The organism is Stenotrophomonas sp. STEN029, from assembly GCF_056760015.1.
This window is the reverse complement of the sequence record NZ_JBRREC010000074.1, coordinates 1-26,545: the sequence shown is the minus strand read 5'-3', so window position 1 is coordinate 26,545 and position 26,545 is coordinate 1. Positions and strand designations below refer to the sequence as shown.

26 protein-coding genes are annotated in these 26,545 nt (G+C 64.9%); 18 read left to right on the top strand and 8 right to left on the bottom strand.

Annotated features, from left to right (window positions below; translation table 11 throughout):
- Positions 1 to 273: 273 nt before the first annotated feature.
- The 3 genes from ACVOLI_RS15355 to ACVOLI_RS15345 form a co-directional block, all read right to left on the bottom strand.
- The gene (locus ACVOLI_RS15355) at positions 274 to 867 is read right to left on the bottom strand and encodes a thioredoxin family protein (protein ID WP_481615081.1); all 594 of its coding nucleotides are present in this window, start codon (positions 865 to 867) and stop codon (positions 274 to 276) included.
- Between the two features lie 11 nt (positions 868 to 878).
- A complete protein-coding gene (locus ACVOLI_RS15350) occupies positions 879 to 2,387 on the bottom strand; it encodes a peptide MFS transporter (RefSeq protein WP_481510586.1) in 1,509 nt (502 codons plus the stop codon).
- A 205-nt stretch (positions 2,388 to 2,592) separates the two neighbouring features.
- A complete protein-coding gene (locus ACVOLI_RS15345; RefSeq protein WP_282271794.1) occupies positions 2,593 to 3,453 on the bottom strand; it encodes a tryptophan 2,3-dioxygenase in 861 nt (286 codons plus the stop codon).
- A 439-nt stretch (positions 3,454 to 3,892) separates the two neighbouring features.
- On the opposite strand from ACVOLI_RS15345, the gene pdhA reads away from it, so the two are divergent.
- From pdhA to ACVOLI_RS15300, 9 genes are all read left to right on the top strand, one after another.
- Positions 3,893 to 4,981 carry a pyruvate dehydrogenase (acetyl-transferring) E1 component subunit alpha gene (gene pdhA / locus ACVOLI_RS15340; RefSeq protein ID WP_481615080.1) on the top strand — a complete coding sequence of 363 codons (1,089 nt, stop codon included), beginning with the start codon at positions 3,893 to 3,895 and terminating at the stop codon, positions 4,979 to 4,981.
- The gene (locus tag ACVOLI_RS15335) at positions 4,974 to 6,053 is read left to right on the top strand and encodes an alpha-ketoacid dehydrogenase subunit beta (protein ID WP_282273230.1); all 1,080 of its coding nucleotides are present in this window, start codon (positions 4,974 to 4,976) and stop codon (positions 6,051 to 6,053) included. Before pdhA ends, ACVOLI_RS15335 begins: the two co-directional genes overlap by 8 nt.
- Position 6,054: 1 nt before the next feature.
- On the top strand, positions 6,055 to 6,408 hold the full coding sequence (locus ACVOLI_RS15330) for an SH3 domain-containing protein (RefSeq protein WP_481615079.1): 354 nt from the start codon (positions 6,055 to 6,057) through the stop codon (positions 6,406 to 6,408).
- The gene (locus tag ACVOLI_RS15325) at positions 6,405 to 7,787 is read left to right on the top strand and encodes a dihydrolipoamide acetyltransferase family protein (RefSeq protein WP_481615078.1); all 1,383 of its coding nucleotides are present in this window, start codon (positions 6,405 to 6,407) and stop codon (positions 7,785 to 7,787) included. Before ACVOLI_RS15330 ends, ACVOLI_RS15325 begins: the two co-directional genes overlap by 4 nt.
- A gap of 350 nt (positions 7,788 to 8,137) precedes the next feature.
- The gene (locus ACVOLI_RS15320) at positions 8,138 to 8,479 is read left to right on the top strand and encodes a hypothetical protein (protein WP_282273279.1); all 342 of its coding nucleotides are present in this window, start codon (positions 8,138 to 8,140) and stop codon (positions 8,477 to 8,479) included.
- 26 nt (positions 8,480 to 8,505) lie between these two features.
- On the top strand, positions 8,506 to 9,135 hold the full coding sequence (locus ACVOLI_RS15315; protein WP_481615077.1) for a DUF998 domain-containing protein: 630 nt from the start codon (positions 8,506 to 8,508) through the stop codon (positions 9,133 to 9,135).
- 39 nt (positions 9,136 to 9,174) lie between these two features.
- The gene (locus ACVOLI_RS15310; RefSeq protein ID WP_481615076.1) at positions 9,175 to 9,561 is read left to right on the top strand and encodes a VOC family protein; all 387 of its coding nucleotides are present in this window, start codon (positions 9,175 to 9,177) and stop codon (positions 9,559 to 9,561) included.
- Positions 9,562 to 9,630: 69 nt separating this feature from the next.
- Positions 9,631 to 10,053, top strand: coding sequence for a hypothetical protein (locus ACVOLI_RS15305; RefSeq protein WP_481615075.1), 423 nt, complete (start codon positions 9,631 to 9,633; stop codon positions 10,051 to 10,053).
- Between the two features lie 78 nt (positions 10,054 to 10,131).
- Positions 10,132 to 10,896: an SDR family NAD(P)-dependent oxidoreductase gene (locus ACVOLI_RS15300; RefSeq protein ID WP_481615074.1), complete on the top strand. Its 765-nt coding sequence runs from the start codon at positions 10,132 to 10,134 to the stop codon at positions 10,894 to 10,896.
- Positions 10,897 to 11,010: 114 nt separating this feature from the next.
- Here ACVOLI_RS15300 and ACVOLI_RS15295 read toward each other — a convergent pair whose 3' ends face one another.
- On the bottom strand, positions 11,011 to 11,643 hold the full coding sequence (locus ACVOLI_RS15295) for an NAD-dependent epimerase/dehydratase family protein (protein WP_481615073.1): 633 nt from the start codon (positions 11,641 to 11,643) through the stop codon (positions 11,011 to 11,013).
- 118 nt (positions 11,644 to 11,761) lie between these two features.
- Here ACVOLI_RS15295 and ACVOLI_RS15290 point away from each other — a divergent pair, with 118 nt between their 5' ends.
- From ACVOLI_RS15290 to ACVOLI_RS15280, 3 genes are read left to right on the top strand one after another with little or no spacing between them, the layout of a single operon-like run.
- Positions 11,762 to 13,303, top strand: coding sequence for a GGDEF domain-containing protein (locus tag ACVOLI_RS15290; RefSeq protein ID WP_481615072.1), 1,542 nt, complete (start codon positions 11,762 to 11,764; stop codon positions 13,301 to 13,303).
- A gap of 55 nt (positions 13,304 to 13,358) precedes the next feature.
- Entirely contained in the window at positions 13,359 to 13,895 is a 537-nt protein-coding gene (locus ACVOLI_RS15285; RefSeq protein ID WP_481615071.1) for an RNA polymerase sigma factor, read from the top strand.
- Positions 13,896 to 13,899: 4 nt separating this feature from the next.
- On the top strand, positions 13,900 to 14,562 hold the full coding sequence (locus tag ACVOLI_RS15280) for a hypothetical protein (protein ID WP_481615070.1): 663 nt from the start codon (positions 13,900 to 13,902) through the stop codon (positions 14,560 to 14,562).
- 139 nt (positions 14,563 to 14,701) lie between these two features.
- Here ACVOLI_RS15280 and ACVOLI_RS15275 read toward each other — a convergent pair whose 3' ends face one another.
- On the bottom strand, positions 14,702 to 15,610 hold the full coding sequence (locus ACVOLI_RS15275) for a DUF808 domain-containing protein (RefSeq protein WP_481615069.1): 909 nt from the start codon (positions 15,608 to 15,610) through the stop codon (positions 14,702 to 14,704).
- 144 nt (positions 15,611 to 15,754) lie between these two features.
- Between ACVOLI_RS15275 and ACVOLI_RS15270 the strand changes: the two genes are divergently transcribed.
- A complete protein-coding gene (locus ACVOLI_RS15270) occupies positions 15,755 to 17,449 on the top strand; it encodes an ABC1 kinase family protein (protein WP_282271459.1) in 1,695 nt (564 codons plus the stop codon).
- Positions 17,450 to 17,901: 452 nt separating this feature from the next.
- Positions 17,902 to 20,001 (top strand): phosphoglycerol transferase I, encoded by a 2,100-nt coding sequence (locus ACVOLI_RS15265; RefSeq protein WP_481615068.1) that lies wholly within the window; start codon positions 17,902 to 17,904, stop codon positions 19,999 to 20,001.
- 178 nt (positions 20,002 to 20,179) lie between these two features.
- On the opposite strand, the gene ACVOLI_RS15260 is transcribed toward ACVOLI_RS15265, so the two are convergent.
- Positions 20,180 to 22,600 (bottom strand): DUF3772 domain-containing protein, encoded by a 2,421-nt coding sequence (locus tag ACVOLI_RS15260; RefSeq protein ID WP_481615067.1) that lies wholly within the window; start codon positions 22,598 to 22,600, stop codon positions 20,180 to 20,182.
- 88 nt (positions 22,601 to 22,688) lie between these two features.
- On the bottom strand, positions 22,689 to 22,937 hold the full coding sequence (locus ACVOLI_RS15255; protein ID WP_481615066.1) for a hypothetical protein: 249 nt from the start codon (positions 22,935 to 22,937) through the stop codon (positions 22,689 to 22,691).
- Positions 22,938 to 23,127: 190 nt separating this feature from the next.
- On the opposite strand from ACVOLI_RS15255, the gene ACVOLI_RS15250 reads away from it, so the two are divergent.
- The 3 genes from ACVOLI_RS15250 to ACVOLI_RS15240 all read left to right on the top strand — a co-directional run bounded on the left by ACVOLI_RS15250 (position 23,128) and on the right by ACVOLI_RS15240 (position 25,437).
- Positions 23,128 to 23,622, top strand: coding sequence for a lipocalin family protein (locus ACVOLI_RS15250; protein WP_481615065.1), 495 nt, complete (start codon positions 23,128 to 23,130; stop codon positions 23,620 to 23,622).
- A gap of 30 nt (positions 23,623 to 23,652) precedes the next feature.
- Complete coding sequence (locus ACVOLI_RS15245; protein WP_481615064.1) at positions 23,653 to 24,864, top strand: NAD(P)/FAD-dependent oxidoreductase; 1,212 nt, start codon at positions 23,653 to 23,655, stop codon at positions 24,862 to 24,864.
- Positions 24,865 to 24,972: 108 nt separating this feature from the next.
- Positions 24,973 to 25,437 carry a hypothetical protein gene (locus ACVOLI_RS15240; RefSeq protein ID WP_481615063.1) on the top strand — a complete coding sequence of 155 codons (465 nt, stop codon included), beginning with the start codon at positions 24,973 to 24,975 and terminating at the stop codon, positions 25,435 to 25,437.
- An 83-nt stretch (positions 25,438 to 25,520) separates the two neighbouring features.
- Here ACVOLI_RS15240 and ACVOLI_RS15235 read toward each other — a convergent pair whose 3' ends face one another.
- Positions 25,521 to 25,844, bottom strand: coding sequence for a DUF6122 family protein (locus ACVOLI_RS15235; protein ID WP_282271453.1), 324 nt, complete (start codon positions 25,842 to 25,844; stop codon positions 25,521 to 25,523).
- Positions 25,845 to 26,026: 182 nt separating this feature from the next.
- Here ACVOLI_RS15235 and ACVOLI_RS15230 point away from each other — a divergent pair, with 182 nt between their 5' ends.
- Positions 26,027 to 26,497, top strand: a complete 471-nt coding sequence (locus ACVOLI_RS15230) for a YehS family protein (protein WP_481615062.1) — start codon at positions 26,027 to 26,029, stop codon at positions 26,495 to 26,497.
- Positions 26,498 to 26,545 lie beyond the last annotated feature (48 nt).

Here is a 26,545-nt window from a genome sequence, read left to right as displayed (position 1 = left end):
TTCCCGCCTAAAAACCCGGGGCGCGCGGGGGGTGTTTTTTTTTGGCCCCCCGCCCCGGGGCGCGCTGGGGCGGGCCCCCCCGGGGAGGGGGGCCTTTGATTTTGCTGTTAGCTGTTAGCTGTTTGCTGGCAGCAAAGCCAAAGCCAAAGCCAAAGCCAAAGCCAAAGCACCCCTCCCCAACCCTCCCCAACCCTCCCCTGCGCTATGCGCAAGGGAGGGGGCACAAAAAAACGGCGCCTCTCGGCGCCGTTTTTGTTCAAGCACATCGCAGGTTTACTTCGCCGGCGGTGCCCATGCCTTCAGGAAGGCATCGAACTTGGCGCGGTCGTAACCCTTGCCCTTCTCCAGATCGCCGGTGAACTGCGAGTGCAGCAGCTGGCCTTCTGCATCCAGCACGAACAGATGCGGATAGGCCTTGATCTCCGGGAAGCGCGCAAGGAACTCGGCGTTCTCGTTCTCTTCGCTGTAATTGACCTTCATCCACACGTAGTTGCCATCGCGGAAGCGACGCAGCTCCGAATCACCTTCCATGAAGGCGTCCAGCAGGTGGCACCAGGAGCACCATTCGCCGCCCACATCCAGGATGATCCGCTTGCCACCACGCTGGGCCTCGACCTTGGCCGTTTCCAGGTCCGCGACCGGGTCGCGGGCTGGGTCGAACTGCGCGTTGAGGCCGGCCACCGCAGCGATATCCGCTGCGGTGGGGGTATTGCCCGATGCCACCGGCTGGCTGGTATCAGCCACCGGCGCCTTCTGTTCGGACGTATCCAGCGGCTGCACCGTTTCGGGCTTGGCGGGCGGCGGTTGATTGCAGCCGGCCAGCGCCACGGTGAGCAACAGGGGAAGCATTCCGAACAGCAGTTTCATCGCCTGACTCCTTACTTCACACCGTGCATGAGCTTGTTGATCAGCGGAGCGACCAGGAACAGCACCACGCCCGAACCCACCAGGGCCCAGAAGCCGAAGGTGTAACCGGACTGTGCCGATGCCACGGTCATGCCGCCTTCGCCGCTGACCTTGCCGGCAAAGATACCGGCCAGATTGTTACCAATGGCAATCGACAGGAACCAGCAACCCATTGCCATGCCGGCCAGACGGGTCGGTGCCAGCTTGGTGGTCATCGACAGGCCGATCGGCGACAGGCACAGCTCACCGATGGACTGGATCACGTAGACGGCGAACAGGGTCCAGAACGGGATCTTGCCGGCATCGTTGACCATGCTCGACAGCGCCACCATCAGCAGCAGGAAGGCCAGGCCGTTGAAGATCAGGCCCAGGCCGAACTTGCGCGGAATCGACGGATTGGCCTTGCCCATTTTGACCCACATCCAGGCCATGATCGGCGCACAGACGATGATGGCCACCGAGTTGACCGACTGGAACCACTCCAACGGGAAGGTCCAGCTGCCGAATTCGCGGTTGACGATCTTGTCGGCGAGGAAGGTGAACGAGCTGCCGGCCTGTTCGAAGAACATCCAGAACAGCACGTTGAACACGAAGATCACCAGCATGGCGATCACCTTGTCACGCGCGACCGAGCCACTGCGGATGCCTTCCACCAGCAGCATCAGCGCCGGCACGATGAACAGCGTCATCAGGATGGCCTGCAGCGCATTGGCATCGATGGTCAGCAGGAAATAGAACACCGGGATGCCGATCAGCAGGCCCAGCGCGGCCACCAGTCCGACGCGGCCCAGGCTCTTCTGGCCTTCTTCCGGCAAGCCAATGCCCTTGAGCTGGCTGCGACCGAACCAGAACCAGATCAGGCTGGCCACCATGCCGATGCCCGAGGCGATGAACACCCACTGGTAATGCGGGTCCTGCTCGGTGCCGAAGACCATCTTGGCCAGCGCACCGGTGATGACCGGGGCCAGCAGGGCACCGATGTTGATGCCCATGTAGAAGATGGTGAAACCGGCATCGCGGCGTGCATCACCCTGCACGTAAAGCTTGCCCACCATGGTCGAGATGATCGGCTTGAACAGGCCGTTGCCGACGATGATCGTGGCCAGGCCGAGCTTGAAGATCACTTCGCTGGGCGAGACCAGCATGAACAGGCCGATGGCCATGAACAGTGCGCCCAGCAGGATGGAGCGCTGGAAGCCGACCAGCTTGTCGGCGACGTAGCCACCGAAGATGGCACCGGCATAGACCAGCGCCAGGTAGGCGCCGTACAGCTCGGCTGCAGGCTTTTCGCCCGACGCCAGGCCGCCCTGGAACTGCGCGACGATGTACAGCACCATCGCCCAGCGAATGCCGTAGAACGCAAAGCGCTCCCAGAATTCGGCCATGAACAGCATCCATAGTGGCTTCGGATGGCCGAGGATGGTCTTGAACTCCGGCACGGGCGCCGGGGTTGGTTCGGAATTCGGCGCGGCAGCGCTCATGCGGTGTCCCCTGATCGAAATGGGCAATTACAGAAAGTCGGCCGGAACCGGCGCGACGGGCGAGGATCACAGAAGCGTCGGCTTCACGTCAAATACATACTGCTGCAACCAACCGCTGCGCCAGGCTTGGGCCAGCCGCTTCGAGGCGGGCCCATGATGCGGTGCAAGCCGCTGAATAGGCTGGATTTTCAACCCCGACAGGGGCTCAGGCGTCGCCGCGGATGGTGGTACGCACTTCGAACAGCTCGGGGAAGAAGGTCAGCTCCAGCGCCTGCCGGAGGAAACCGACGCCGCTGGAACCGCCGGTACCGCGCTTGAAACCGATCACCCGCATCACCGTGCGCATATGCCGGAAGCGCCACAGCTGGAACTGGGTCTCCAGGTCCACCAGGTCCTCGCACAGCGAGTACTCACGCCAGTAGCGGTCGGTGTCCTGGTAGATGTTCTCGAACACCTGGCGCAGCGCCGGGTCGCTGATGTGCGACTGGGTCCAGTCATGGCCTTCGTAGGCCGCCGGGATGGCATGGCCGAAGCGCGCCAGGTAGGCCAGGAATTCCTCGTACAGGCTGGGCGCTTCCAGCACCTCACGCAGCTGCGCCTGCCCTTCCGGGTCGTGGGCAAACACGTTGAGCATGTCGGCGTTCTTGTTGCCGAGCAGGAATTCGATATAGCGGTACTGCAGCGACTGGAAGCCCGAGGACGGGCCCAGCACATCGCGGAAGCCCATGTACTCGGAGGGCGTCAGGGTCTCCAGCACCGCCCACTGCTCGGTCAGCAGGCGCAGCACCTGCTTGGCCCGGGCCAGCACCTTGCGGCACTGCCAGACCTCGTCGCGCTGCATGTGGCCGCGCGCCGCGCGCAGCTCATGGGCCAGCAGCTTGAGCCACAGCTCCGAGGTCTGGTGCTGGATGATGAACAGCATTTCGTCGTGGTGCGGCGGGTTGGACAGCGGCTGCTGGGCCGACAGCAGCTGGTCCAGGCGCAGGTAGCCGCCGTAGGTAAGCCGGCCCTGCAGGTCGGTATGGATACCGGCTTCGAGCTCACGCTGGTTCTTTTCTACGGTCATCGGCCTGGCCATCGGATGGGGCCGCAAGGGTAACGCAGGCCACGCCATCTGCCCCCTCCCTTTTGCCGCAGGCAAAGGGGGCTGTAGTGCCGACCCATGGTCGGCAAGGGGGTTTACCGGTAATGCCTCTGCCGCCCATGGGTCGGCACTACCCCCTCCCTTTGCCGAAGGCAAGGGGAGGGTTGGGGAGGGGTGCTCTGGATCTTGCTCCCGCGCAAACGGAATCGAAACACGCGCAAACCCAAGCAGCGCGACAATGTGTCGTTCCTGTTGTCACAGACTGAATACGTTGCAATTGCTCGCCCGAGTCGAGCTGCGCGGAACAAAGCTGGCCTTTACCTGGTCAATCTTGTTGCGGCGCAGGACGGCTTTTTCGGACTGAGTCCTTACCATGCGTAATTCCTATCATTTGAAACCATCTGTCCAAGGTGTTGCTGCAATGACGGTTTCCGCCCAGTTCCAAATCAATTACCTGCAGTACCTGGATGCCGACGGCAACCTGGTACGTGAAGACCTCCCCGCCTCGCTGCGTGAGCCGCGCTCGCTGCTGCCGATGTTCAAGCAGATGCTGGCCACGCGGGTGTTCGACACCAAGGCCGTGGCGCTGCAGCGCACCGGCAAACTCGGCACCTTTGCCTCTTGCCTGGGCCATGAAGCGGCCCATGTCGGCATCGGCGCGGCCATGAAGAGCGGCGACGTGTTCGCCCCCAGCTACCGCGAGTACGGCGCCATGTTCATGCGCGGCGTGCGCCCGCGTGACGTCCTGATGTACTGGGGCGGCGACGAGCGCGGCAGCGACTACGACCGCGACAGCGATGCGGTCCGCGACTTCCCCATCTGCGTACCAATCTCGACCCAGTGCCTGCACGCGGCCGGCTCGGCACTGTCGTTCAAGCTGCGCAACATGCCGCAGGTCGCGGTCAGCGTCTGCGGTGATGGCGGCAGCTCCAAGACCGACTTCTACGCCGCAGTGAACTCGGCCGGCGCCTACAAGCTGCCGCTGATCCTGTGCGTGGTGAACAACGGCTGGGCCATCTCGGTCCCGCGCTCGGCCCAGACCGGCGCTGAAACCCTGGCCCAGAAGGGCCTGGCCGGCGGCCTGTTCTGCCTGCAGGTGGACGGCAACGACCTGATCGCGGTGATGGCGGCGATGGAACAGGCGCGCGAGCGCGCCCTGTCCGGCCAGGGCGGCACGGTGCTGGAACTGCTCACCTACCGCCTGTCCGACCACACCACTGCCGACGACGCCCGCCGCTACCGCGACGACGCCGAAGTGAAGTCGGCCTGGCTGAATGAACCGCTGATCCGCCTGCGCAAGTACCTGACCGCGCGCGGCGTGTGGAGCGAGGAAGAAGAAAAGAACTGGATCGCCGAGTGTGGCACCCGCGTCGACGAGGAGGTCAACGCCTACCTCAACTGCCCGGTGCAGCCGGTCGAGGCCATGTTCGACTATCTGTATGCCGATCCGCCGCCGGACCTGCTGGCGCAGCGTGCTGCCGCCATCGCCCTGGAGCAGCGCCATGGATGACATCAAGCGCAATGCTGCCGTCACCTCGGCCAGCCACGATCACGGCGTCGCGCACAGCGCGGCGAGCAACAGCGGAGACACCCCGATGACAGCTACCCCGATCACCCTCATCGAAGCCGTCACCCAGGCCTTGGCCTGGGAAATGGAACACGACCCCTCGGTGCTGGTGCTCGGCGAAGACGTGGGCGTCAATGGCGGTGTGTTCCGCGCCACCGCCGGCCTGCAGCAGCAGTTCGGCGCGCAGCGCGTGCTCGACACCCCGCTGGATGAAACCACCATCGCCGGCCTCACCGTCGGCCTGGCTGCGCAGGGCATGAAGCCGGTGGCCGAAGCCCAGTTCGACGGCTTCGTCTACCCGATGGTCGATCACCTGATCTGCCACGCCGCACGTCTGCGCAACCGTACCCGTGGCCGCCTGCATTGCCCGATGGTGCTGCGCGTGCCGTGGGGCGGTGGCATCCGCGCACCGGAACACCACAGCGAAGCCAACGAAGCCATCTTCACCAATGTGCCGGGCATGCGCGTGGTACTGCCGTCCAGCCCGCAGCGCGCCTACGGCCTGCTGCTGGCCGCGATCCGCGAGCCGGATCCGGTGATCTACATGGAGCCCAAGCGCATCTACCGCCAGTACAAGGAAGTGGTCGTCAATGACGGCGAGGCACTGCCGCTGGACGTCTGCTTCGTGCTGCGTGACGGCACCGACGTGACCCTGGTCACCTGGGGTGCACAGGTCAAGGAAGCGCTGGAAGCCGCCGACAAACTGGCCGGCGAAGGCATCAGTGCCGAAGTCATCGACGTAGCCACGCTGCGTCCGCTGGATTTCGCCACCATTGCCGAGTCGGTGGCCAAGACCGGCCGCTGCGTGATCGTGCAGGAAGCGCCGAAGACCGCTGGCTTTGGCGCTGAAATCGCCGCGCGCCTGGCCGAAGAGTCGATCTACGACCTGCTGGCACCGGTCGAGCGCGTTGCCGGTTATGACACCCACATCCCGCTGTTCCGCCTGGAGATGAAGTATCTGCCCAGCGTGGAGCGGATCGTGACCGCCGCCAAGCGTGCGGTCGCGGTGGGCTGACATGCTGGCACGCTTGATTGGCAGCTACCGCAGCCAATACCGCAATCCGCTGCAGTTCCGGACCGGGCAGATCGTCGAGCTCGGTGTACGCGACGAGGAATGGCCGGCCTTCGTCTGGGTGAAAACCAGCGAAGGCAGCGCCGGCTGGGCGCCGGTGGCCTGGTTGCAGGTATTGGACGATGGCCGCGCCGAGGCGCTGCGCGATTACAGCGCACGCGAACTGGACGTGGACCGGGGTGAGCAGGTACGACTGCATCACGAACATGGTGGCTGGTGGTGGTCCGAGCGCGCCGATGGCGCGCAGGGCTGGCTGCCGGCGCGCGAACTTGAATTGCTGGAAGAGAAACGCACATGAGCCAGACCAAGAATTTCAACCTGCCCGATCTGGGCGAAGGCCTGCCGGACGCGACCATCGTTGAGTGGTTCGTCAAGGAAGGCGACGTGATCAAGCTCGACGAGCCGCTGGTGGCCATGGAAACCGCCAAAGCCGTGGTCGAAGTGCCCTCGCCGTACTCCGGCAAGGTACTGAAGCTGGCCGGCGGCGCTGGCGACATTGTTGTGACCGGCCACGTGCTGGCGAGTTTCGAGCTCGACCCCAACCTGCCGCAGCGCGCGGAAGGCCAGGACACCGGCCATCACCACGGCGCACCGGCCGAAACCGCGCCCGCGCCTGCCGCAGCACCGGCACCGGTCGCTGCCGCTGCCGCCGAACGTGCCGACGAAGGCACCGTGGTCGGCGCAATGGTCAGCTCCAATGCCGTGCACACCGAACAGGCCGTGGCCGTCGGTGGTGTCAAGGCGGTGCCGGCCGTGCGTGCGATGGCCCGCAAGCTGGGCGTCGATCTGGCCCGCGTACGCGCCACCGGCGCCGAAGGCGCGGTGACGATGAATGATGTGAAGCAGGCGGCGGCAAACCCGTCCGCCCTGCTCCCCTCTCCCACCGGGAGAGGGGCTGGGGGTGAGGGTCCGACCTCCATCGCAGCTGCCGCACCCTCTCCCCAACCCCTCTCCCAGGGGGAGAGGGGCTCAAGTGCTCGCACCCCACTGTCTGCTGCGGGCAAGCCGATGCGTACTGCCCCTCCGGGTGTGGTCGCCAAGGGCCAGCCGGAACCGCTCAAGGGCGTGCGCCGCAACATGGCGCGGGTGATGGCCGATGCGCACAGCAAGGTCGTACCGACCACGCTCAGCGACGACGCCGACATCCATGCATGGGCGCCGGGCAACGACATGACCTCGCGTCTGGTGCGTGCCATCGTCAGCGCCTGCCAGGCGGTGCCGGCAATGAATGCCTGGTTCGACGGTGACAACCTCACCCGCACCCTGCATGCCCATGTCGACATCGGCATCGCCGTCGATACCGACGACGGCCTGTTCGTGCCGGCCCTGCGCAATGCCGACATGCTCGATGCACGCGGCGTGCGCGAGGGCATCAACCGTCTGCGCCAGCAGGTGGAAGACCGCTCGATCGCACCGTCGGAACTGAGCGGCTACACCATCAGCCTGTCCAACTTCGGCATGTTCGCCGGCCGCTATGCCACCCCGGTGGTCGTACCGCCGTGCGTGGCCATCGTTGCCGCCGGCCGTGCCCGCTTCCAGGTCACCCCGGTGATGGGCGGCATTGAAACCCACAAGGTCATCCCGTTGTCGGTCACCTTCGACCACCGCGCCTGCACCGGCGGCGAAGCGGCGCGCTTCCTGCGCGTGCTGATCGATGATCTGGCGAAGATTCACTGACAGTTTCTTGATAGCGTTATTTGGGGCCCGCAGCGATGCGGGCCTTTTTTTGGCTTGGCGTTTGCCCTGGGTTTGCTTGTGACCTGCTTTGGGTTTGTTTTGGGTTCGCTTGCTAGAAGCTTCCCCTCACCCCAACCCCTCTCCCGCAGGCGGGAGAGGGGGCTAGTGCACTACGAGCCGACGCATTGCTAGTCCCTCTCCCGCCTGCGGGAGAGGGGTTGGGGTGAGGGCAGCTCCTGCCTTTGATCTTGCATCCAAACCTCACCACAAAAAAACATCACCCACCTGTAACGCCACGCCAGAATTCCAGCGCTACGATTGCCCCACCCACATCTACAAGCAAAGCCACCATGGGCACCTGGACCTGCAGCAACTGCAAGGAAGTAAACGAAGACAACTTCGACCAGTGCTGGAAATGCGGCACCCATGCCGACGGCGCACCACCGCCACGCGACTTCCAGCCTGAGGCTGGGCGCAGCTGGATGCAGCCACCACGTTTGATCGACTGTCCGCGTTGCCCTGGCATGCGCATGGAGTTCATCGGCCGCAAGCGCTTCCACGAAGGCTCGCAGGCCATGCCCTTCCTGCTGGGTGATATCGGCGAGCTGTTCGTCAACCGCGAGGAATTCGACCTGCATGCCTGCCCGAGCTGCGGCAAGGTGGAGCTGTTCCTGTCCAATCGCGTACGCTGAGCACCGCAACCATCAACGGGCCGACGATGCGTTTCCAGCGCTGTCTGATCCTGCTGTTCGTGGCGATGTACCTGCTGATGTTGCTCGGCGGTGCCGCGCTCAAACCCGGTTACTCACCGCTATCGCAGTACATCAGCGAACTCGGCGCGACCGGCAGCGCGCATGCACAGGTGATCAGCCTGCTCGGCTTCATTCCAGTCGGCGTCCTCGCTGCACTGCTGCTGTTCGCGTTTGCACGGACGGTGCCGGTGCGTGGTGCCAGTCGCTTCGGCTATTGGCTGCTGCTATGCGAACCGCTGGCATGGATAGGCTCCGCGCTGGCGCCCTGCGACCTTGGTTGCCCGATTGGCGGCAGCCTGTCGCAATCACTGCATACCCTGCTCGGCGTGTTCACCTATCTGGGCACCGCACTCGGCCTGGTGCTATTGGCAAGCGCACCGGCAATACGACCAGGCACGCGCGTGCTGTGGATCGGTCTGGCGGGACTCTGGCTGCTGCTGTTCGTGTTGATGGGGCTGGAGCCATTGCACGCATGGCGTGGACTGCTGCAACGCCTGGCGGAGTGGAGTGTGTACAGCGTGTTGTGCATCAGTGCATGGCGATTGAGCGCTTCTGCACCTGTTGCCGACAATGCGATAACACGCGCCCGCCAATAGCGGGTGTACGCTGCGCTCCTCTGTCACCGGAGCACACACATGAGCCACCGCAGCCGCCTGGCCGGTTTCATCATTGATTGCCAGGGCACCGACAGCGATGCCGCCGCCGCGTTCTGGGCACCCGCACTCGGCCTGAAAGCCGAGCCCGGCTACACCGAGGACGATGGCGCGCAATATGCCGAACTGTTGGGCGCCCCCGCTGACCTGCATGTTGAAGTGCAACGCGTCGATCACGCCCCACGCGTGCATCTGGATATCGAAGCCGACGATATCGATGCCGAAGCTGACCGGCTTGAAGCGCTGGGCGCACGCCGCATCGGCAAGATCAAACGCTGGTGGGTAATGGAAGCGCCTACCGGCCATCGCTTCTGCATCGTGCAGATGAAACATCCGGAACGTGGCGCAGCGCCCAATACCTGGAAGTAATACATTCTTTTCACGGCAGCCTGCGCTGTGATGTGTTGGAATGCCGACCCAAATCAAGGAGTGAACAGCATGGGTTTGATTACCGGAATGATCGTGGGCGGACTGGGCGGCTTGGCTGCCGTCAACATTCTTGCGCTGATGGCGAAGAACAGCGGCAGGCCGCACGACCTCACCACCTTCAGCTCCGACGAGAACGTGCTGGCCAAGGTCGACGCCTGGGCAAGCGAGCATGGCTATCGCCTGGTCCGAGACATCGATGGCACCCGCGTCTATCGCAAGGGCAACAACATCCTGACCTCACCGATGTACATGGAAGTCACCCAGGACGGCAACAAGTACAGCGTAAAGAGCTATACCCAGATCAACGGCTTCATCCTCCGCGGTGACATGGCACTTACTGGCGACACATTCATTGCCAAGCTACCGCGCTCGATGGCCAAGAAGGCACAGAACACCTTGTTCGCGACCTTGAACGTGCCCGGCCTGCCGTGATCGTGGAACACCGCGTTCTCTGCCCGAAAGCCACAACCCAGCGATAATGCACGGTCTCCGCCCACCGGAACCGCAGCAATGAATTCCCCCGTTTCCCTGCAGAACGCATGTGTCCTGGTTGCCGGTGGCAGCCGGAGCATAGGCTTGGCCATTGCCCGGGCTTTTGCCCGCGAAGGCGCTAACGTGAGCATCTGCGCGCGTGGTGCCGCAGCACTGCAGCAAGCTGCCGAACAGCTGCTGGGCGACAGTGCAGCTGCCGCGCACACGCAGCAATGTGACCTCGCCGATCCGGCGCAGATCCAACACTGGATCGATGCCGCTGCGGCCGCATTGGGTGGCGTCGATATCCTCATCAACAACGCCTCCGGCTATGGCAACGGCAATGACGATGCCAGCTGGCAGGCCGGCTTCGATATCGACCTGATGGCTGCGGTGCGCGCCAACCGCAGTGCCCTGCCGTATCTGCGCCTGAGCACGATGCCCGCCATCCTCAATATCAGCTCGATCAATGCCTCGGTGCCGACGCCGCGCGCAGCGGCCTACTCCGCTGCCAAGGCGGCATTGAACTACTACACCACCAGCCTGGCTACCGAACTGGCGCGCGAGCGCATCCGGGTCAACGCACTGGCACCGGGCTCGATCGAATTCCCCGGCGGATTGTGGGAGCAACGCCGCAGCAACGCACCCGAGCTGTACGAGCAGATCCGCAACAAGATCCCGTTTGGCGGCTTCGGCAATGTCGAAGATGTGGCCAATACCGCCGTGTTCCTGTGCTCGCCAGCAGCACGCTGGATCACCGGCCAGGTGCTGGCAGTGGATGGCGGGCAATCGCTGCCGGCTTAACAACGTTGTGGGAGCGGCTGTTTGTAGGAGCGGCGTCAGCCGCGAAGCCGTTGCACTCACAGATCGCCAGCGTCGCGGCTCACGCCGCTCCTACAACAACGCCGCTCAAACGATTCACACCAACTCGGCCGACCCAACCACCCGCACGCCCGGCTGCGGACCCAATACCGCCTGCACCAGCGCATCGGCAATCCGCGCAGCAGGATTGATCCGCCATGCCCGCGGCAGCACAGGCGCCAGCGCCCCCAGCACCACGCTGGCCAGATGCTCGCCGGCTCGCCGTTCAGCACGCTCGCCGCCAATCAGGCCCGGGCGCACCAAGGTCAATGAAGCAAACCCCAGCGCGCGCAGGTCCTGCTCCAGCTCGCCCTTGACCCGGCTATAGAACACCAGCGAACGCGGATTGGCACCGGCCGCCGAATTCAGCGCAAACACCTCGCAGCCGTTGGCCCGTACCGCCTGCGCGATCGCCAAGGGATAGCCATGGTCGATCTGCCGGAAGGCCTCACGCGAACCGGCCTGCTTCATCGTCGAGCCCAGTGCACAGATCACCGCATCCACCTGCCAGCCCTGCGCCACCGCCGCCAACCCAGCGAAATCCAGCACCGGATTGAGCAGCCTGGGGTCGGTGCGCGCCAGCGCGCGCCGGGTCGGCGCCACCACGCCACTGCAGCGTGGGTCGGACAGCAGGCGCTGCAGTACCTGCCCCCCGACCAGACCGGTCGCGCCAGCCAGCAATACCCGCATGATGTGCTCCTGTGATCGGCTGCCATTCAAGCCGGCTGCTACCTTGCCGATAATGGGGCTTGGACACCACCTCCGGCTGCGCACAGGCGCCGCCGCAACCCGCCCGGACCCCTGCGCAATGGCCGACAGCCCCGACGACTCCTCCGCTTCCCGCAGCAGCGGGCTGGGCCGCATCCTGTCCCGGCGCACCGCGCCACAGGCAGCTGCGGCGGTCGAGGTCGTAGCCAACGGGGGCGGCGGCATGGCGATGCTGCAGCGCCTTTTCATTGGCGCCAACGCACCGGAACCGGTGTTGGCGTCCTTCGCCCAGGGCATGTGCACCCTGCCCGGTGAACTCGGCGACATGGGCCAGCGCCTGCACAGCGCACACGCCGAACAGGATTGGGAGCGCTACGGCCGCCTGCTGCGGCAGTTGATCGACAAGTACATCCGCACCGTCGAACTGGAAGCCTCCCAAACCAGCAACAGCCAGGCCGAACAGCTGCGCGACATGCTGCGCGACACCCTCGGCGCCGTGCTGGCCAGCCTAATGCAGCAGTCGCCCGAGCTCGAACAGCAGGCCCAGCGCATGGGCGAGGAACTGCGCACCTGGCGCAGCGGCCAACCCTTGCAGCCGGTGGCCATCCATCTGCGCGAGCTTTGCCACCAGGTTGGCGTGCGCAGCAGCAGCCTGCAGGAACAGCGCGACCTGCTGCTCAACCTGTTCGACATGCTGCTGGAGAACATCTCCGAACTGCTCGATGGCGACAGCTGGCTGCAGGGCCAGATCCGCTCGATCCGGCAACTGCTGGCCGGGCCACTGGACGCCAACTCGCTGGAGCAGACCCGCAACGACCTGCGCGAAGTGATCTACCGGCAAGGGCTGCTGCGCGAAGGCATCGATCAATCCAAGCAGGCGATGAAGGACCTGATGGTGGACTTCGTGACGCAGGTGGACGGGATGGTCACCGAGACCGGCGAATTCCACGATCGCATCGCCAGCTATTCCATTGCCGTACGCCAGACCCGCAGCATCTCCGACCTGACCCAGCTACTGCAGGACGTGCTGCAGGACACCGCCCGGGTACAGGCACAGGCCGCACGCGCGCGCGACCATCTGGCCAATGCCCGCGCCGAAGCCAAGGCCGCCGAGCAGCGCGTGCAGCAGCTGGAACGCGAGCTTGAGGAAGCTGGCAGCCAGCTGCGCACCGACCCGCTGACCGGCGCCCTCAACCGCCGCGGCCTGGAGCAGCAACTGGGCGAGCTGCTTGCCGACCACAGCACGCCGCTTAGCCTGGCCATGATCGACCTGGACCACTTCGGCCAGACCAATGCCCAGCACGGCCACGCCGGCGGCGACCAGGCCCTGCGTCATCTGGTGGCCGTGACCCAGCAGCGCCTGCGCGGCCGCGACTGCATCGCCCGCCTCGGCGGCGACGAATTCGTACTGGTGCTGCCCGGCCTCAACCGCGCTGCAGCGTTGGAGACCCTGCAGCAGCTGCAGCAGCAGCTGGCGCAGCGCCCATTCCTGCATGAAGAACAGCGTGTGCAGGTGCGTTTCAGCGCTGGTGTCGCCCAGGCCCAGCCCGGCGAAGCCTTGCAGGGCCTTCTGCAGCGCGCCGATCAGGCTTTGTATGCGGCCAAGCGCGTAGGCCGCAACCAGGTTCTGCCTGCCGCCTGAGCGGCAATCTGCTCACAGCTGTGATATTTGCTGCGCTGGTGCGAATCACCCGGGCATGGACATCACCGCGACCACCCCCATCGCCGAGCTGCAACAGCGCTTTGCCCAGTTGCTGGCCCAGCACCAGGGCATCGTGCTCAAGGTCGCGCGTGGCTATTGCGCGCAGCGCGACGACCGCAGCGACCTGATCCAGGAAATCAGCACCCAGGCCTGGCGCGCCTTCCCTGCCTTTGATCCGCAACGGGCGCAGTTCAGCACCTGGCTGTACCGCATCGCCTTGAACACCGCCATCTCACAGCTGCGCAGCCGCGAGCTGCGCCGGCAATATCACAGCGACGTGGCACTGGAAGATGACCTGGCCAGCATCGCCGACAACGCCGAGGACAACGCCAGCCTGGCCCAGCTCAACCAGCTGATACACCGCTTGCCGGCACTGGATCGCGCCTTGCTGTTGCTGCATCTGGACGACTGCAGCCACCGCGAAATCGGCGAGGTGCTGGGCATCAGCGCCAGCAACGCCGCCACCCGCCTGCACCGGCTGCGCCAGCAACTGCGCAGCCAGTTCGCTCCCACCGACACCACGCGAGGCTGACCTCATGGAACTCGACGAACTCAAGGCCGCCTGGGCACAGCAGGCGCAACGTATCGACCAGCTGGAAGTGCTGGCCCTGCAGGCATGGCAGCAGCCGCGCCAGGCCGGCGTGCGGCGCCGGCTGCGCTGGTTCAGTGGCCTGCAGCTGGCTTGGCTACTGGTGTGGATCGTAGTCACCGTGCTGGCGGCCAGCTTCTGGGTGGAGCACCGTCAGGTGCCACAACTGCTGCTGACCGGACTGGCCCTGCATATCTACGGCATCGCCGCGATCTGGGTATCGGTGACCCGCGCCTTGTTGGCGCTGCACGCGGATGCGGCGGAGGCACCGGTGCTGATCCAGCAGCGACGGCTTGCACGCCTGCGCCGCTTCACCGCACTGAGCGAGCTTGGCCTGGGCTTGCCGTGGTTCTGCCTATGGCTGCTGGCCCTGCAATGGGGCAGCGTGCAATGGTTGGGACTGGACCTGTACGCGATGGCGCCTGCGTGGTTCCTCGGCAGCTTGGGCTTTGGCGTGGTGGTGATGCTGGGCAGCATCGCGGCCGCACGCTGGGCGATGCGACGCTTGCCGGCCAGTCATCGCCTGCAACGCTTGCTGGACAGCCTGTCCGGGCAATCGTTGGCCCGCGCGCAGCAGCAGTTGCGGGAGTTGGAACAGGGCGCGGCGTGATTGTGGCGCGGCGGTTGTTGTAGGAGCGGCGTAAGCCGCGAAGCTGACAATCTTTCAGATACCTCTCATGCCGGCATGCATTGCTGATGCCTGAAGAATTCTCTGCTTCGCGGCTTACGCCGCTCCTACAACGCCGGCTTCAATGCGCCGCTTTCGCCCCACGCATACGCTGGATCATGGTCACCGCGGTCAGCACCACCGCGCCGATGATGATGCCCACCACCATGCTGCCCAGTGCATTGGCCAGCCACTCCAGATTGGCCGGTGCCAGCCCGACCACGAAGTGATGCAGCGCTGGAATCGCGTGCACCAGGATGCCGCCACCCACCAGGAACATCGCTGCGGTGCCGGCAATCGACAGGCCGCGCATCAACCATGGCGTGGCATACAGCAGGCCGCGTCCAACTGCCGCCAGCGCGCGCCCCTTGTCCAGCAACCAGGCACCAACGTCATCCAGCTTGACGATGCCAGCGACCAGGCCATAGACGAACACCGTCATGCCCAGCGCAATCGCGATCAAGGTGACAACCTGCTGGCTGAAAGGCGCATGCGAGATCACCCCCAGCGACAGCACGATGATCTCTGCCGACAAGATGAAGTCGGTGCGCACCGCGCCCTTGATCTTGTCCTTCTCGAACGCAACCAGATCCACCTTTTCATCGGCCATGGCCTTCAAGCGCTCGGCCTTGTGCGCCTCATCCTCATCCTTGGAATGCAGGAACTTGTGCGCCAGCTTCTCCACGCCTTCGTAACAGAGGAAGGCACCACCGATCATCATCAGCGGGGTGATCGCCCACGGCAGCCATGCGCTGATCGCCAGGGCCGCCGGCACCAGGATTGCCTTGTTGACCAGTGAGCCCTTGGCCACCGCCCACACCACCGGCAACTCACGGTTGGCAGTGACGCCGGTTACCTGCTGCGCGTTCAAGGCCAGATCATCACCGAGCACACCGGCGGTCTTCTTGGCGGCGACCTTGGTGAGGATGGAGACGTCATCCAGCAACGCGGCAATATCGTCGAGCAGGGCAAACAGGCTGGCTCCAGCCATGGGTCACCGTAAGGTCATGAGACAGGGGAAGGGAGGATTCTCACTCATTCGCGGCTGGATCGGGGCATGGGACCACGTATTCACCCACCGGCAACCCGGCTGCGGCCACACTGCAGCTTCGGCCGCCAGGAAGACCCCCGCTTGATGGACCCGACCAACAGCGACAACCCGACCACCGTCGGCGGCAACAGCCGACGCCAGCAGATCGTGCGGCTGCTGCTGCGCTACCGCAGTTCGGGGGTGTTCTCCGGCATCTCGCTGGATGGCGAAATCCCGCGCCTGGGCCGGCCACCGGCCGCCGGCAATCCCACCCAGTTCGTCGCTGATCTGGAAGCGCTGGGCACCACCTTCGTCAAACTTGGCCAGGTGCTGTCGACCCGCCCGGACATGATCCCGCCCGAATACGTGGCCGCGCTGGAACGCATGCAGGAAAAAGTCGCGCCGATCCCGGTGGAACAGATCCGCGCGGTGATCGAGGACGAGTTGGGCGCGCCGGTCAGCAAGCTGTTTGCCTGGTTCGACCCGCAGCCGCTGGGCAGCGCCTCCATCGCCCAGGTCCACCAGGCCGAACTGCACGATGGCCGCCAGGTTGCCATCAAGGTTCAGAAGCCCGATGTCGCCGCCCAGCTGCGTTCGGATATCGGTGTGCTGCGCAGCTTCGCCACTGCCGCCGATCACCTGACCCGGGTCGGCCGCAAGGTGCGCTTCTCCGACTGGCTTGGCGAGTTCGCCAAGACCCTGCGCATGGAGCTGGACTACGAGGCCGAGGCCGCCAACCTGGCGCGTTTCGGCCAGCATCTGGCACCGTACCCCGAACTGTGGATACCGCAACCGGTGTGGGACCTGTGTGGACGCCGCGTGCTGACCATGGAACTGGTGCAGGGCGTGCGGGTGGATGCGATCCCACCGGTGCGCCGCACCGAGCAGTCAATGGTGCCGCTGGCCGCCGCACTCGTACGCGGCTATCTGGACCAGATCTTCGTGCATGGCGAAATCCATGCCGATCCGCATCCCGGCAATCTGCGCGTCACCCCCGAAGGCCGGCTGGCGATCTTCGACCTGGGCATGGTCGCGCATGTGCCGCCACGGCTGCGCCAGCGCCTGCTGAAGGTATTGTTCGCCGCAGTGGATGGCCGTGGCGAGGAAGTGGCCGACGAGATCATCGGCATCAGTACCCGACTGGAGGACTACGACGAGGAGCGCTATCTGCGCGAAACCGGGCAGATGATTGCCCGCTACGCTGCCAATGGCACCTTGTCCGAAGGCCATGTGGTGCTGGAGATCGTGCGCATCGCCACCTCCAGCAACCTGCGCACGCCACCGGAGCTGAGCCTGCTCGGCAAGGCGCTGCTCAATCTGGAAGGCGTGTGCCGCTTCCTGGCGCCGGAGATGCAAACCCGCAAGGTCGTAGAGCGGCAGCTGCAGCACGTGATGCGCGCACATTTCCGCAAGTCATTCTCGGCGGCCAACCTGGCCAGTGAAGCGATGGAGCTGCAGCAGCTGCTGCGCAACGGGCCGCGCCGCATGTCCGACATCCTCAGCGTGCTGGCCGAGAACCGGTTGCAGATGAAGGTCACCGGCCTGGACGAATCGCGGCTGATGGAGAACATCCAGAAAGTTGCCAACCGCATCGCAGCAGGCTTGATCACCGCTGCACTGCTGCTGTCCTCGACATTGTTGATGCGCGTGCCAACACGCTGGACGCTGTTCGGCTACCCGGCCTTTGCGATGCTGCTGTTCCTGCTCGGCGTGATCATCGGCCTTGGATTGATTGTCAGCTCACTGCTGTTCGATCGCCGCACAAGGGCGCGGGCACGCGAAGAGCGCGGCCACCGCTGAGCACGGCGGTATCACCGTAGCCCGGGTAAGCACAGCGTACCCGGGAGCACCGGGTGCGTGCAGCAACACAACAGCAGTGTGATGCGCGCATGTCTTGAACGGGCGCATACAAGCGCAGGTTATCTCCCTTCGATCATTCCCTGCCCCGGGTGCGCTGCGCTTACCCGGGCTACGTGGGTGCATGAACAATCCAATTGCAGCTTGAGAAGCGACAACAGAAGTCTCCAACCGCTGAAATCAGGCCAAAAGCACACTCTCTCACCACAACTCACAGCTTTCGACGTACAGCACATAGCGCGCAACTGATGATGAATGCAGCTGCGCCGTCCCAACATTTCAGTCAGGTTACGGCAGGCAAGATCCAGATGCTTCTGCCACGACACTGAAACAACAGTGCGTAGAGCGATGACGGCCTAGGCCGTCGCCCCTGTCTCCGCTACCCACGTGACCGCATGCATTGGATCATCTGGCTGTCTCTGGCAGCACTGTTCGTATTGTTGATGTTGTCACCCACCCTGGCCCGCGTGAAGGCAGGTCTTCTATCGCTGCTGTTGTTGGCACTGAGCAGCTGGTGGCTGATCGACAAACTCAGCGGCGATGGCATCAACTCGGCCACGCTGTACCACCTGCGCAGCGACATGGAAGGCGCCGGCGTTGGCGACTTCAGCGCCTACATCATCGGCTTCATCGGCCTGGTGATCATCTCGCTGACCCCGCTGCTGTTGCTGCGCGTGCGTCGCCTGCAGCGCCCACGCCATGGCGTGGCAGTGTTCGGCGGCTTCGCCGCACTGCTACTGACAACACTGCTGCTCAGCCCGTTGTACACCGACGGCAAGCGCATCTATCAGCAGATGCAGCCAGTGGACTACAGCGCGGTAGCACCGGAATACCAGTTGCCATCGAAGGCGTTGGCGCAGCGGCCGAACATCGTCTGGATCTACGGCGAGAGTCTGGAACGCACCTATTTCAACGAAGACGTCTTCCCCGGCTTGATGCCCAACCTGACCCGGCTGGCGAGCGAAGGCCTGGATTTCCGCAACATCGCCTCGGCCGACGGCAGTGGCTGGACCATCGCCGGTCTGGTGTCCTCCATGTGTGGCGTGCCGCTGACCACCGCGCAGGGCGACGAAAACAGCATGGGCCGGATGGGCCGCTTCCTGCCCGAAGCCTTCTGCCTCGGCGATTACCTGAAGCAGCAGGGCTATAGCAACCACTACATGGGTGGCGCCAACGGGCAGTTCGCCGCCAAGGCCGACTTCCTCAACTCGCACGGCTTTGACGACGTGCGCGATCTGGAATGGTTCCAGCAGCAGAACATCGCCAAACGCCATTTCTCCAATTGGGGCGTGCACGATGACGTGCTGCTGGAACGTGCCTACGAGCGGTTCCTCGAGCTCTCGGCGAGCGGCCAGCCGTTCATGCTGACCGCCTTGACCATGGACACCCACCACCCGGCCGGGCATCTGCCGGTTGCCTGCAAGAACACCCGCTACCGCAGCGCACACGGCAATATCGGCCTGCTCAATGCGCTCAAGTGCAGTGATCGCTTGATCTCGCGTCTGGTTGATCGCATCCGCAGCAGCGCGTTCGCCGACAACACGCTGGTGGTGGTGGCCTCGGATCATCTGGCCATGCCCAATGACCTGAGCCATGTGCTGGAGAAGCAGAAGCGCGAGAACCTGCTGCTGTTCCTCGGCAACAAGCTGCAGCCGCGGCAGATCGTTGCGCAGGCGGGCACCACGCTGGACTCGGGTGCTACCGCGCTGCAGCTGCTGGATCCGGCGATCGATGCGATCGGCTTTGGCCGCTCGCTGTTGAAGCCGACACCCGCGGCCAGTGCCAGCGTAGCGGCCACCAGCGGTGATACGAAGACCTACGCGCGCTATAGCGCATTCGCACGCTCGCTGTGGCTGGGTGAACAGACCCGCATGCTGCGACTGGATGACGACCAGGTACTGGTCGGCGTACAGAAGGTGCAGCCACCTGTATTGCTGGAATACGACCAGCAGTGGGACCTGAAGTCCGTGTACCTGGAAAACACGTCACGCAAGTTCGAGGAGGCCGATCCGCAACATCGCCTGGCCTATGTCGATCGCTGCACCGCGTTTGAAGATGGCTCGGCCGACGGCCAGTGGTGCGCGCTACTGCTCGACAGCGATCAGGGCATGCGCCTGTACCGCGATGCGCAGCTGCGCCGTGGCATCGCCGTGGATGCGCCCTTGCAGGCCTTCAGCGGGCCACGCCCGAGCGTGCGCCAATCACGCATGATCAGCCGCCAGCCGCGCCACACCAGTCCCGGCCAATACGTACTGGAACTGTATGCCGCACAGCGCCCGCAGCGCGGTTTCTGGGTGGAAGCGGTGGCATCAAAGCGCAACGTGGTGGTGGCCCAGCAATGGGTACAGCCTGATAGCGAAGGCCGCATCCGCATGCCGCTGGGCGTGGACCAGGAGATCGATGACCTGGAGATCCGCGCCTGGTTGAATCATGCCGAGCAGCTGGCCGTCGACGACTATGCGCTGGTGCCGACCAGCGATCATCCGAGGTCGTGACCGGTATTTGTGGTTTTGTGATTCTGTGGGAGCGGCGTAAGCCGCGAAGCTGGCAATGTTGCAGCCGCCGACGCATCCGTAACCGGACTGAGCATCAGCTTCGCGGCTCACGCCGCTCCCACATCACATGCCTCATGCGCTCCGGGTAAAGCCCCTGCCGAGCACGGCTCGGCACTACCTAGGCCTCGGGCGGATCGCGCACCAGGTGGATGTCGGTCGGGGTGACCAGGGCGATGCCGGCGGCAGCACTCTGCTCCAGCAAAGCGAACAGCACGTCACTGCGGGTGCCGTATACACTGCGCGACGATGACACGTAGGCAAAGCTGTTCACCGCCACCTGTCCACCACTGATCGAATCAATGAAGAACGACGGCGCCGGATCGATCAGCACCGTTTCGTTGGCCGCGTAGATCCCCAGCAGCAAGGTCCGCAGCTTGCCCATGTCGGTGCCCAGCGGCACCGAGAACTGCACCTGGATGCGGCCCAGCGCATTGGCCATGGTCATGTTGCGGATGGTCTTGGTGATCAGCTCCGAGTTGGGCACGATCAGCGTGGAACGATCGCCCACCTGGATCTCGGTCGAACGCACCGAGATGCGGCGGATATCGCCCTCCTGGTCACCGATCTTGATCCAGTCACCGATCTTCACCGGGCGTTCGGCCAGCAGGATCAGGCCGGAGACGAAGTTCTGGGTGATCGCCTGCAGACCAAAACCAATACCCACCGACAGGGCGCTGGCCAGCAAGGCCACCTTTTCAAAACCAATGCCCAGCGCGGCCAGCGCCCACAGGCCAGCCAGCACGATGCCGAGATAGTGGGCAACGGTGCTGATCGAATTGCGTGCACCGATATCCAGGTCGGTCTTGGGCAGGTAGGTATCCACCAGCCAACGCTGCACCACCCGCATCAGCGCCAGGCCCAATACCAGCACCAGCACCGCGCTGATGATCGAGGCCGGCGTCAGCAGGTTGCCGCCGATCTTGATGCCGGCCGACAAGCGCTCCAGCCAGCCATACAGGGCGCTGACGTTGCCGAACGGCGCAACAAAGGCGGTGATGCCCAGCATCACCAGCGCGAGCCGTGAGGTGGCCGACAGCAATACACCGGCCTGTTCCAGGCGATTGGAGGACAAGCCGGTCGACAGCCGCAGCATGCGCCCGGCGGCACTGTCCGGTGCCAGCAGCCACAACGCGAAGTCATCGGCGAAGCGCGTCAGCAACGTCGTCGCCAGCACGATCACCGTCCCCCACACCATCTGCTGGGCGGTGAACATGGCGAAGTTGAGGTAGCCGAGCAAGGTCGCCACCAGCGCGGCGAAGATGCTCAGGTAGCCGCCCAGGCGCGCCACGATCAGCCAGCCACTGCGCGGTGCACGCGGCGAGCGGCCGCTGCTGGTGGTCTCTGCTTCGGCCTGTGCTGCCTGTGCGGCGCGGCGCCGGTGCAAGCCGGCCAAGGTCGCCAGCATGCTCATGATCAACACCACGTAGGTCAGTGCGATCAGGCCATCCAGGGTCACCGTGCCCACCGCCGAGGTGCGCGCCGCGCGATTGACGTCGCGCAGCAGCATGGTCAGCCAGGTCAGGCTGGCCGCACCCCAGGCAAAACGCCGCAGGCGGGCGGCGGCGACATCATCGATGTCCAGCAGGCGCCAGGTCGGCCGCGACGGCACCAGCAGGCTGGCCGCCACCGCACCGATGAAGGCCGCCACGAAGGTGGCGACGACGAACATGTCGGCCACCGATTCCAAGCGCGGCGCGATCGCATCGATTGCCCGCAGGCTGGCCACCAGTACCGTGGCCGCCAGCCCGGGCAGAAGGGTGCCGACCAGCAGCAGCCACACCGCAAGACCGGTGCGACGCAGGCGTCCGTCCGGCGCGCGCTCGGACGCGGCATAGCGGCGGCCAAGGTGGCGCAGCCAGATGCGCAGCGGGAACAGCATCAGCAAGGCCAGCGAGGCGCCCAGCAGCGGCATGCCCCAGCCCTGCTTGCGGGCTGCCTTCAGCAGGGCATCGTGGGCTTGCCGGTACAGCGACCGGAAGCGGGCGAGATCGTCAGGCACATGCGCACCAAACTCGCGCCACAGCGCCGGCGACAGCGGCGAAGCCACCTTGCGACCCATCTGCTCGCCAAACTGCTGGGCACGCATCTTCTCGATGGCTTCGTTGGCCTGCTTGGCCTCCTCGGCCAGCAGCTTGCCGCGCTTGATGTCGGCATCGATCTGGCTGCGTTGCTGGTCCAGCAGCTTGCGCTGGCGGGCGATACCCGACTCTTCCCCGCCCTCTGGTGCCGGCCCGAGCTGCTCGATGCGGGCATCGAGCTGGGTCAGTTCCGGTTGCAGCGCGGCGACGCTGGCCTCGGCCTCGCGCTGCGCCTGGGTGGCACGCTCGGCCAGGGTTTTCAGGGTTTCCGGCGCGTCGGCGTCATTGACCGCACGTTTGACCGCCGCAACTGCGCGCGAGGCCTGTTCTATGCGGGTCTGCGGACTGCTGTCAGCCGCCGCACCATCAGGCGCGGCCCAGGCTACATTGCCGGCAGCCAGGCCAACCAGCAGGATAAACAACAGCGCGCGCAGCGGATGCAGAAAGCGTTGGGCAAGCAAGGCAGGACACCGGATCGCGCGGACCACCGCGCCTGCCGGGAACTATATGTCAGTGCGCGTTCACATCCTGCAAAACCGTGCCCACTCTTCAGTACTCGAGCGACAGCTCGACGATGTGGTGGCGGTTGAGCTCGTAGATTTCCTTGAACTCATCCTCGGTCAAGGCGTGCGGCGCGTAGATCGCCACCGGCTCCCATACCTGCGTGGTGGCTTGCGGCTGGCGCGGGCCGGCACGCAGGGTGAAACCCAGCCCCTCGTACTCGACCACCTCCGGCAACTGCTCCCAGCGCTCGCGTGCATAGCGGTTCTGCCCCATGAGCAGGATCACGACAAACATGGAGGACTCCTGTTTTCGGACGACACCAGCCTAGCGCAGCCGGATTTGCCGGGCGCGAAGAATCGCCGCCGTCGATGGCGGCGATTCAGTGAATGGCGAATCAACCCACCGGGCACAGTCCCTTAACCGGCAGTGGCCTATAGCTGTTGCCCCGGCGCGGCACCCCGCGCCACCGCCGAAGAGGTCAACCATGACGCAACACTCCTCCCTGGCAACCGTTCCGCACGTGGACCTGCAGCGCTACCTCGGCACCTGGTATGAAGTGGCGCGCCTGCCAATGCGCCACGAACCCGAGGATGCCACCGACATCAGCGCCCATTACTCGCTCAACGAAGACGGCAGCGTGCGGGTGCAGAACCGCTGCCTGCATGACGGCAAACTGGAAGAATCGATCGGCCAGGCAACTGCAATCGATGACAGCAACAGCAAGCTGGAAGTCAGCTTCCTGCCCGAGGGCCTGCGCTGGATTCCCTTCACCAAGGGCGACTACTGGATCATGCAGCTGGACTCGGCCTATACCACCGCGTTGGTGGGCAGTCCCGACCGCAAATACCTGTGGCTGCTGGCGCGCCTGCCGCGGATGGATGCCACCACTCGTGACCATTACATCGCCTATGCACAACAGCAGGGCTTCGATACCAAGCCACTGATCCACACCCCGCATACCGGCCACCCGACCGGCTGACAACCGCTGCAGCGGCGAACGGAGGCGCGCATGGACCTGAAGAGTGGCTACCCGTTCTGGGCCATCAAGAACGGCCTGATGCATGCCTTCGCGCCGTTGCAGCAGGATCTGCGCTGCGAGGTGGTGGTGGTTGGCGGTGGCATCACCGCCGCGCTGATCGCCGATGAGCTGGTGCAGCATGGCCATGAAGTCGCGGTCATCGAGCAGCGTGATATCGGCTGGGGCTCCACTGCGGCCAGCACCGCGCTGCTGCAATACGAGATCGACACGCCCCTGCGCGAGCTCGCCAAGCGTCATGGACTGGAGGCAGCAGTGCTGGCCTACCGTGCCTGCGAGCAGGCCATCGAAGCATTGCGGGTGTTGGCCGCGCAGGTGGACGACGTCGATTTCCGCAACGCGCGCAGCCTGTATTACGCCAGCCGGCGCCGCCACCTGGGGCCGCTGCTGGAAGAATTCGAACTGCGCAGCCGGCATGGCTTCGCGGTGGACTGGCTGGACGCCGCGGGCGTTGCCGACGAGTTCGGCTTCAACGCGCCCGGCGCGATTCTCAGCACACCGGCCGCAAGCATGGACCCTTACCGCATGAGCTACCGGCTGCTGATCCGGTTGCTTGCACGGGGTGCGCAGGTCCATGACCGCTGCCGCATCGACGCGGTGGAGACCAGCACCCGGCAGGTGCAGCTGCGCACCGCCGATGGCCTGCGCATCGAGTGCAAACATCTCGTGGTGGCCACCGGCTACGCGGCCCAGCAGTGGTTGCGCCAACGCGTTGCACGCAACCGCAGCAGCTATGCGTTCGTCACCGACCCGTTGCCGGCGGATGCGCTGGCGCAACTGCGCGACACCTTGCTGTGGGAGACCGCCCGCCCCTATCTCTACCTGCGCACCACCGCCGACCAGCGCCTGCTGGCCGGCGGCGAGGACGATGCCATCGACCTGCCGCTGCGCCGCGATGCGCAGGTGGATCGCAAGGCACAGCGGCTGGCAACAAAGGTTGGCAAACTGTTCCCGCAACTGGCGATGACGCCGACCTTCGCCTGGGCAGGCACCTTTGCCGAGACCGAGGACGGCCTGCCCTTCTTCGGCCCGCACCCGCAATGGGGGCCGCGCGTGCATTTCGCCATGGCCTACGGCGGCAATGGCATCACCTATTCGATGCTGGGTGCCGGCCTGATCCGCGCCGCCATAGAGCGCCGGCCGCATCGCTTGGCGGAGTTGTTCTCCTTCCAGCGCCTGGCCTGAAAGTTCCCCTGCAGCGACGGTGATCGACAGCCATCGTTCAACGCTTTTCTGTTAGCGTCCATGTTGCCCGCCAGCACGGCGTGGTCCCCGTACCGGAGCACCTGCAACATGATCCGCACATCCCTGATCGCCGTCCTGTTGTTGGCACCTGCCCTGGCCATGGCCATGGCGCAGGACGATGCCGCCAGCACTGCGGGCGGGCTGGACCTGAGCGTGCCGCAGGCACCGCTGCGCTACCTGGGCGATACCTACAAGGGCGATGCGCCAGGTACCTATTACGGCGACCACAGCGGTCGCGGCCTGGCCAAGAAGGACAACAGTCCAGGCGCCGAGGTAATGGACGACAAGCTGCAGGTGCATGGCGCGGTCAGCGCTGGCATCGGCTATTCCAAGGCCTACGGCAACAGCAATTGGCAGGCCGTGGACCTGAACCTGAGCAAGAACTACAACACCGACGAGGGCGAGAGCCGTCGGGTGAACCTGAACATCCATATGAGCAAGAGCGAAGGCCCCGGTCCCTATGGCTACGGCCCTGGCCCGGGTTTTGGCCCCGGCCCCTGGGGCGGCTGGTAAGCCCGCCCCTGCTGCTCCTGGCGGCTACCGAGCCCGCCTTTCCCCGGTTCCAGCGGGTGGCAAGCCCGTCCACAGGCGCCCACTTAGCGGCCGGCGTGCATCCACAGGCAATCCAGCGCATCCAGCGCGATATGCACCAGCAGGCCGATGCCGAACAGGCGGGTCCGCTTGGGCAGGGTCAAACCCGCGTACAGCACGATGGCAGGCGCGGTATGCAGCGGGTGGAAGCCGATGCTGCAGCGGTTGGGGGCATAGATCGGGTCGGCCAGCAGGTGGTCCAGGTCGATCACCCAGCCCAGCAGCAGCAATAGCCAGGCCTTGCCGAACTGCGGCCGCCAGAACAGCCAGGCCAGCAAGGCCGGCACCGCCACATGCAGGCACAGGTGCAGGATCGCGCGTGAACTCATTGCCGTGCCGCCAGCGGCAACACGGCAAAACCAGCCCCGGCGGGCCTGACGGGGACAACTGCGGGAACCTGCATACGCGCGGACTTTGCTGAACCAGCCCCGATTGTAGGCCGGAGCCCAGCCGGTGCGGCGTTACACTATGCCCCCGCCGGCATCCCCGCCGCGGTGGTTCCGGAGTGGCAATGATCAACAACGACGTACTGCGCAGCATCCGCTACATGCTCGACCTCAGCGACAGCATGGTGGTGGATACCATTCACCTGGCCGATTCCAGCTTTGAAGTGGATGCGGCCCAGGTGCACGACTTCCTGCGCAAGGACGACGAGCCGTTGTTTGAAGCCTGCCCGGATTCGGTATTGGCACGCTTCCTGGACGGTCTGATCTACCACTACCGTGGCCGCGATGAATCGCAGCCGCAGCGTCCGCCGGAAAAGCGCATCACCAACAACATCGTGCTGAAGAAGCTGCGCGTGGCCTTCGAGCTGAAGGACGTGGACATGCATGCGATCTTCGAGGCGGCGGGCTTCCCGATGTCCAAGCCGGAGCTGTCGGCACTGTTCCGCCAGCCGGACCACAAGAATTACCGAGAATGCGGCGACCAGGCCCTGCGCAACTTCCTCAAGGGCCTGACCCAGCGCGTGCGTCCGGCGTAAGCGAAAGCTTCCGCTCCTCCTTTGTAGGAGCGGCGTCAGCCGCGAAGC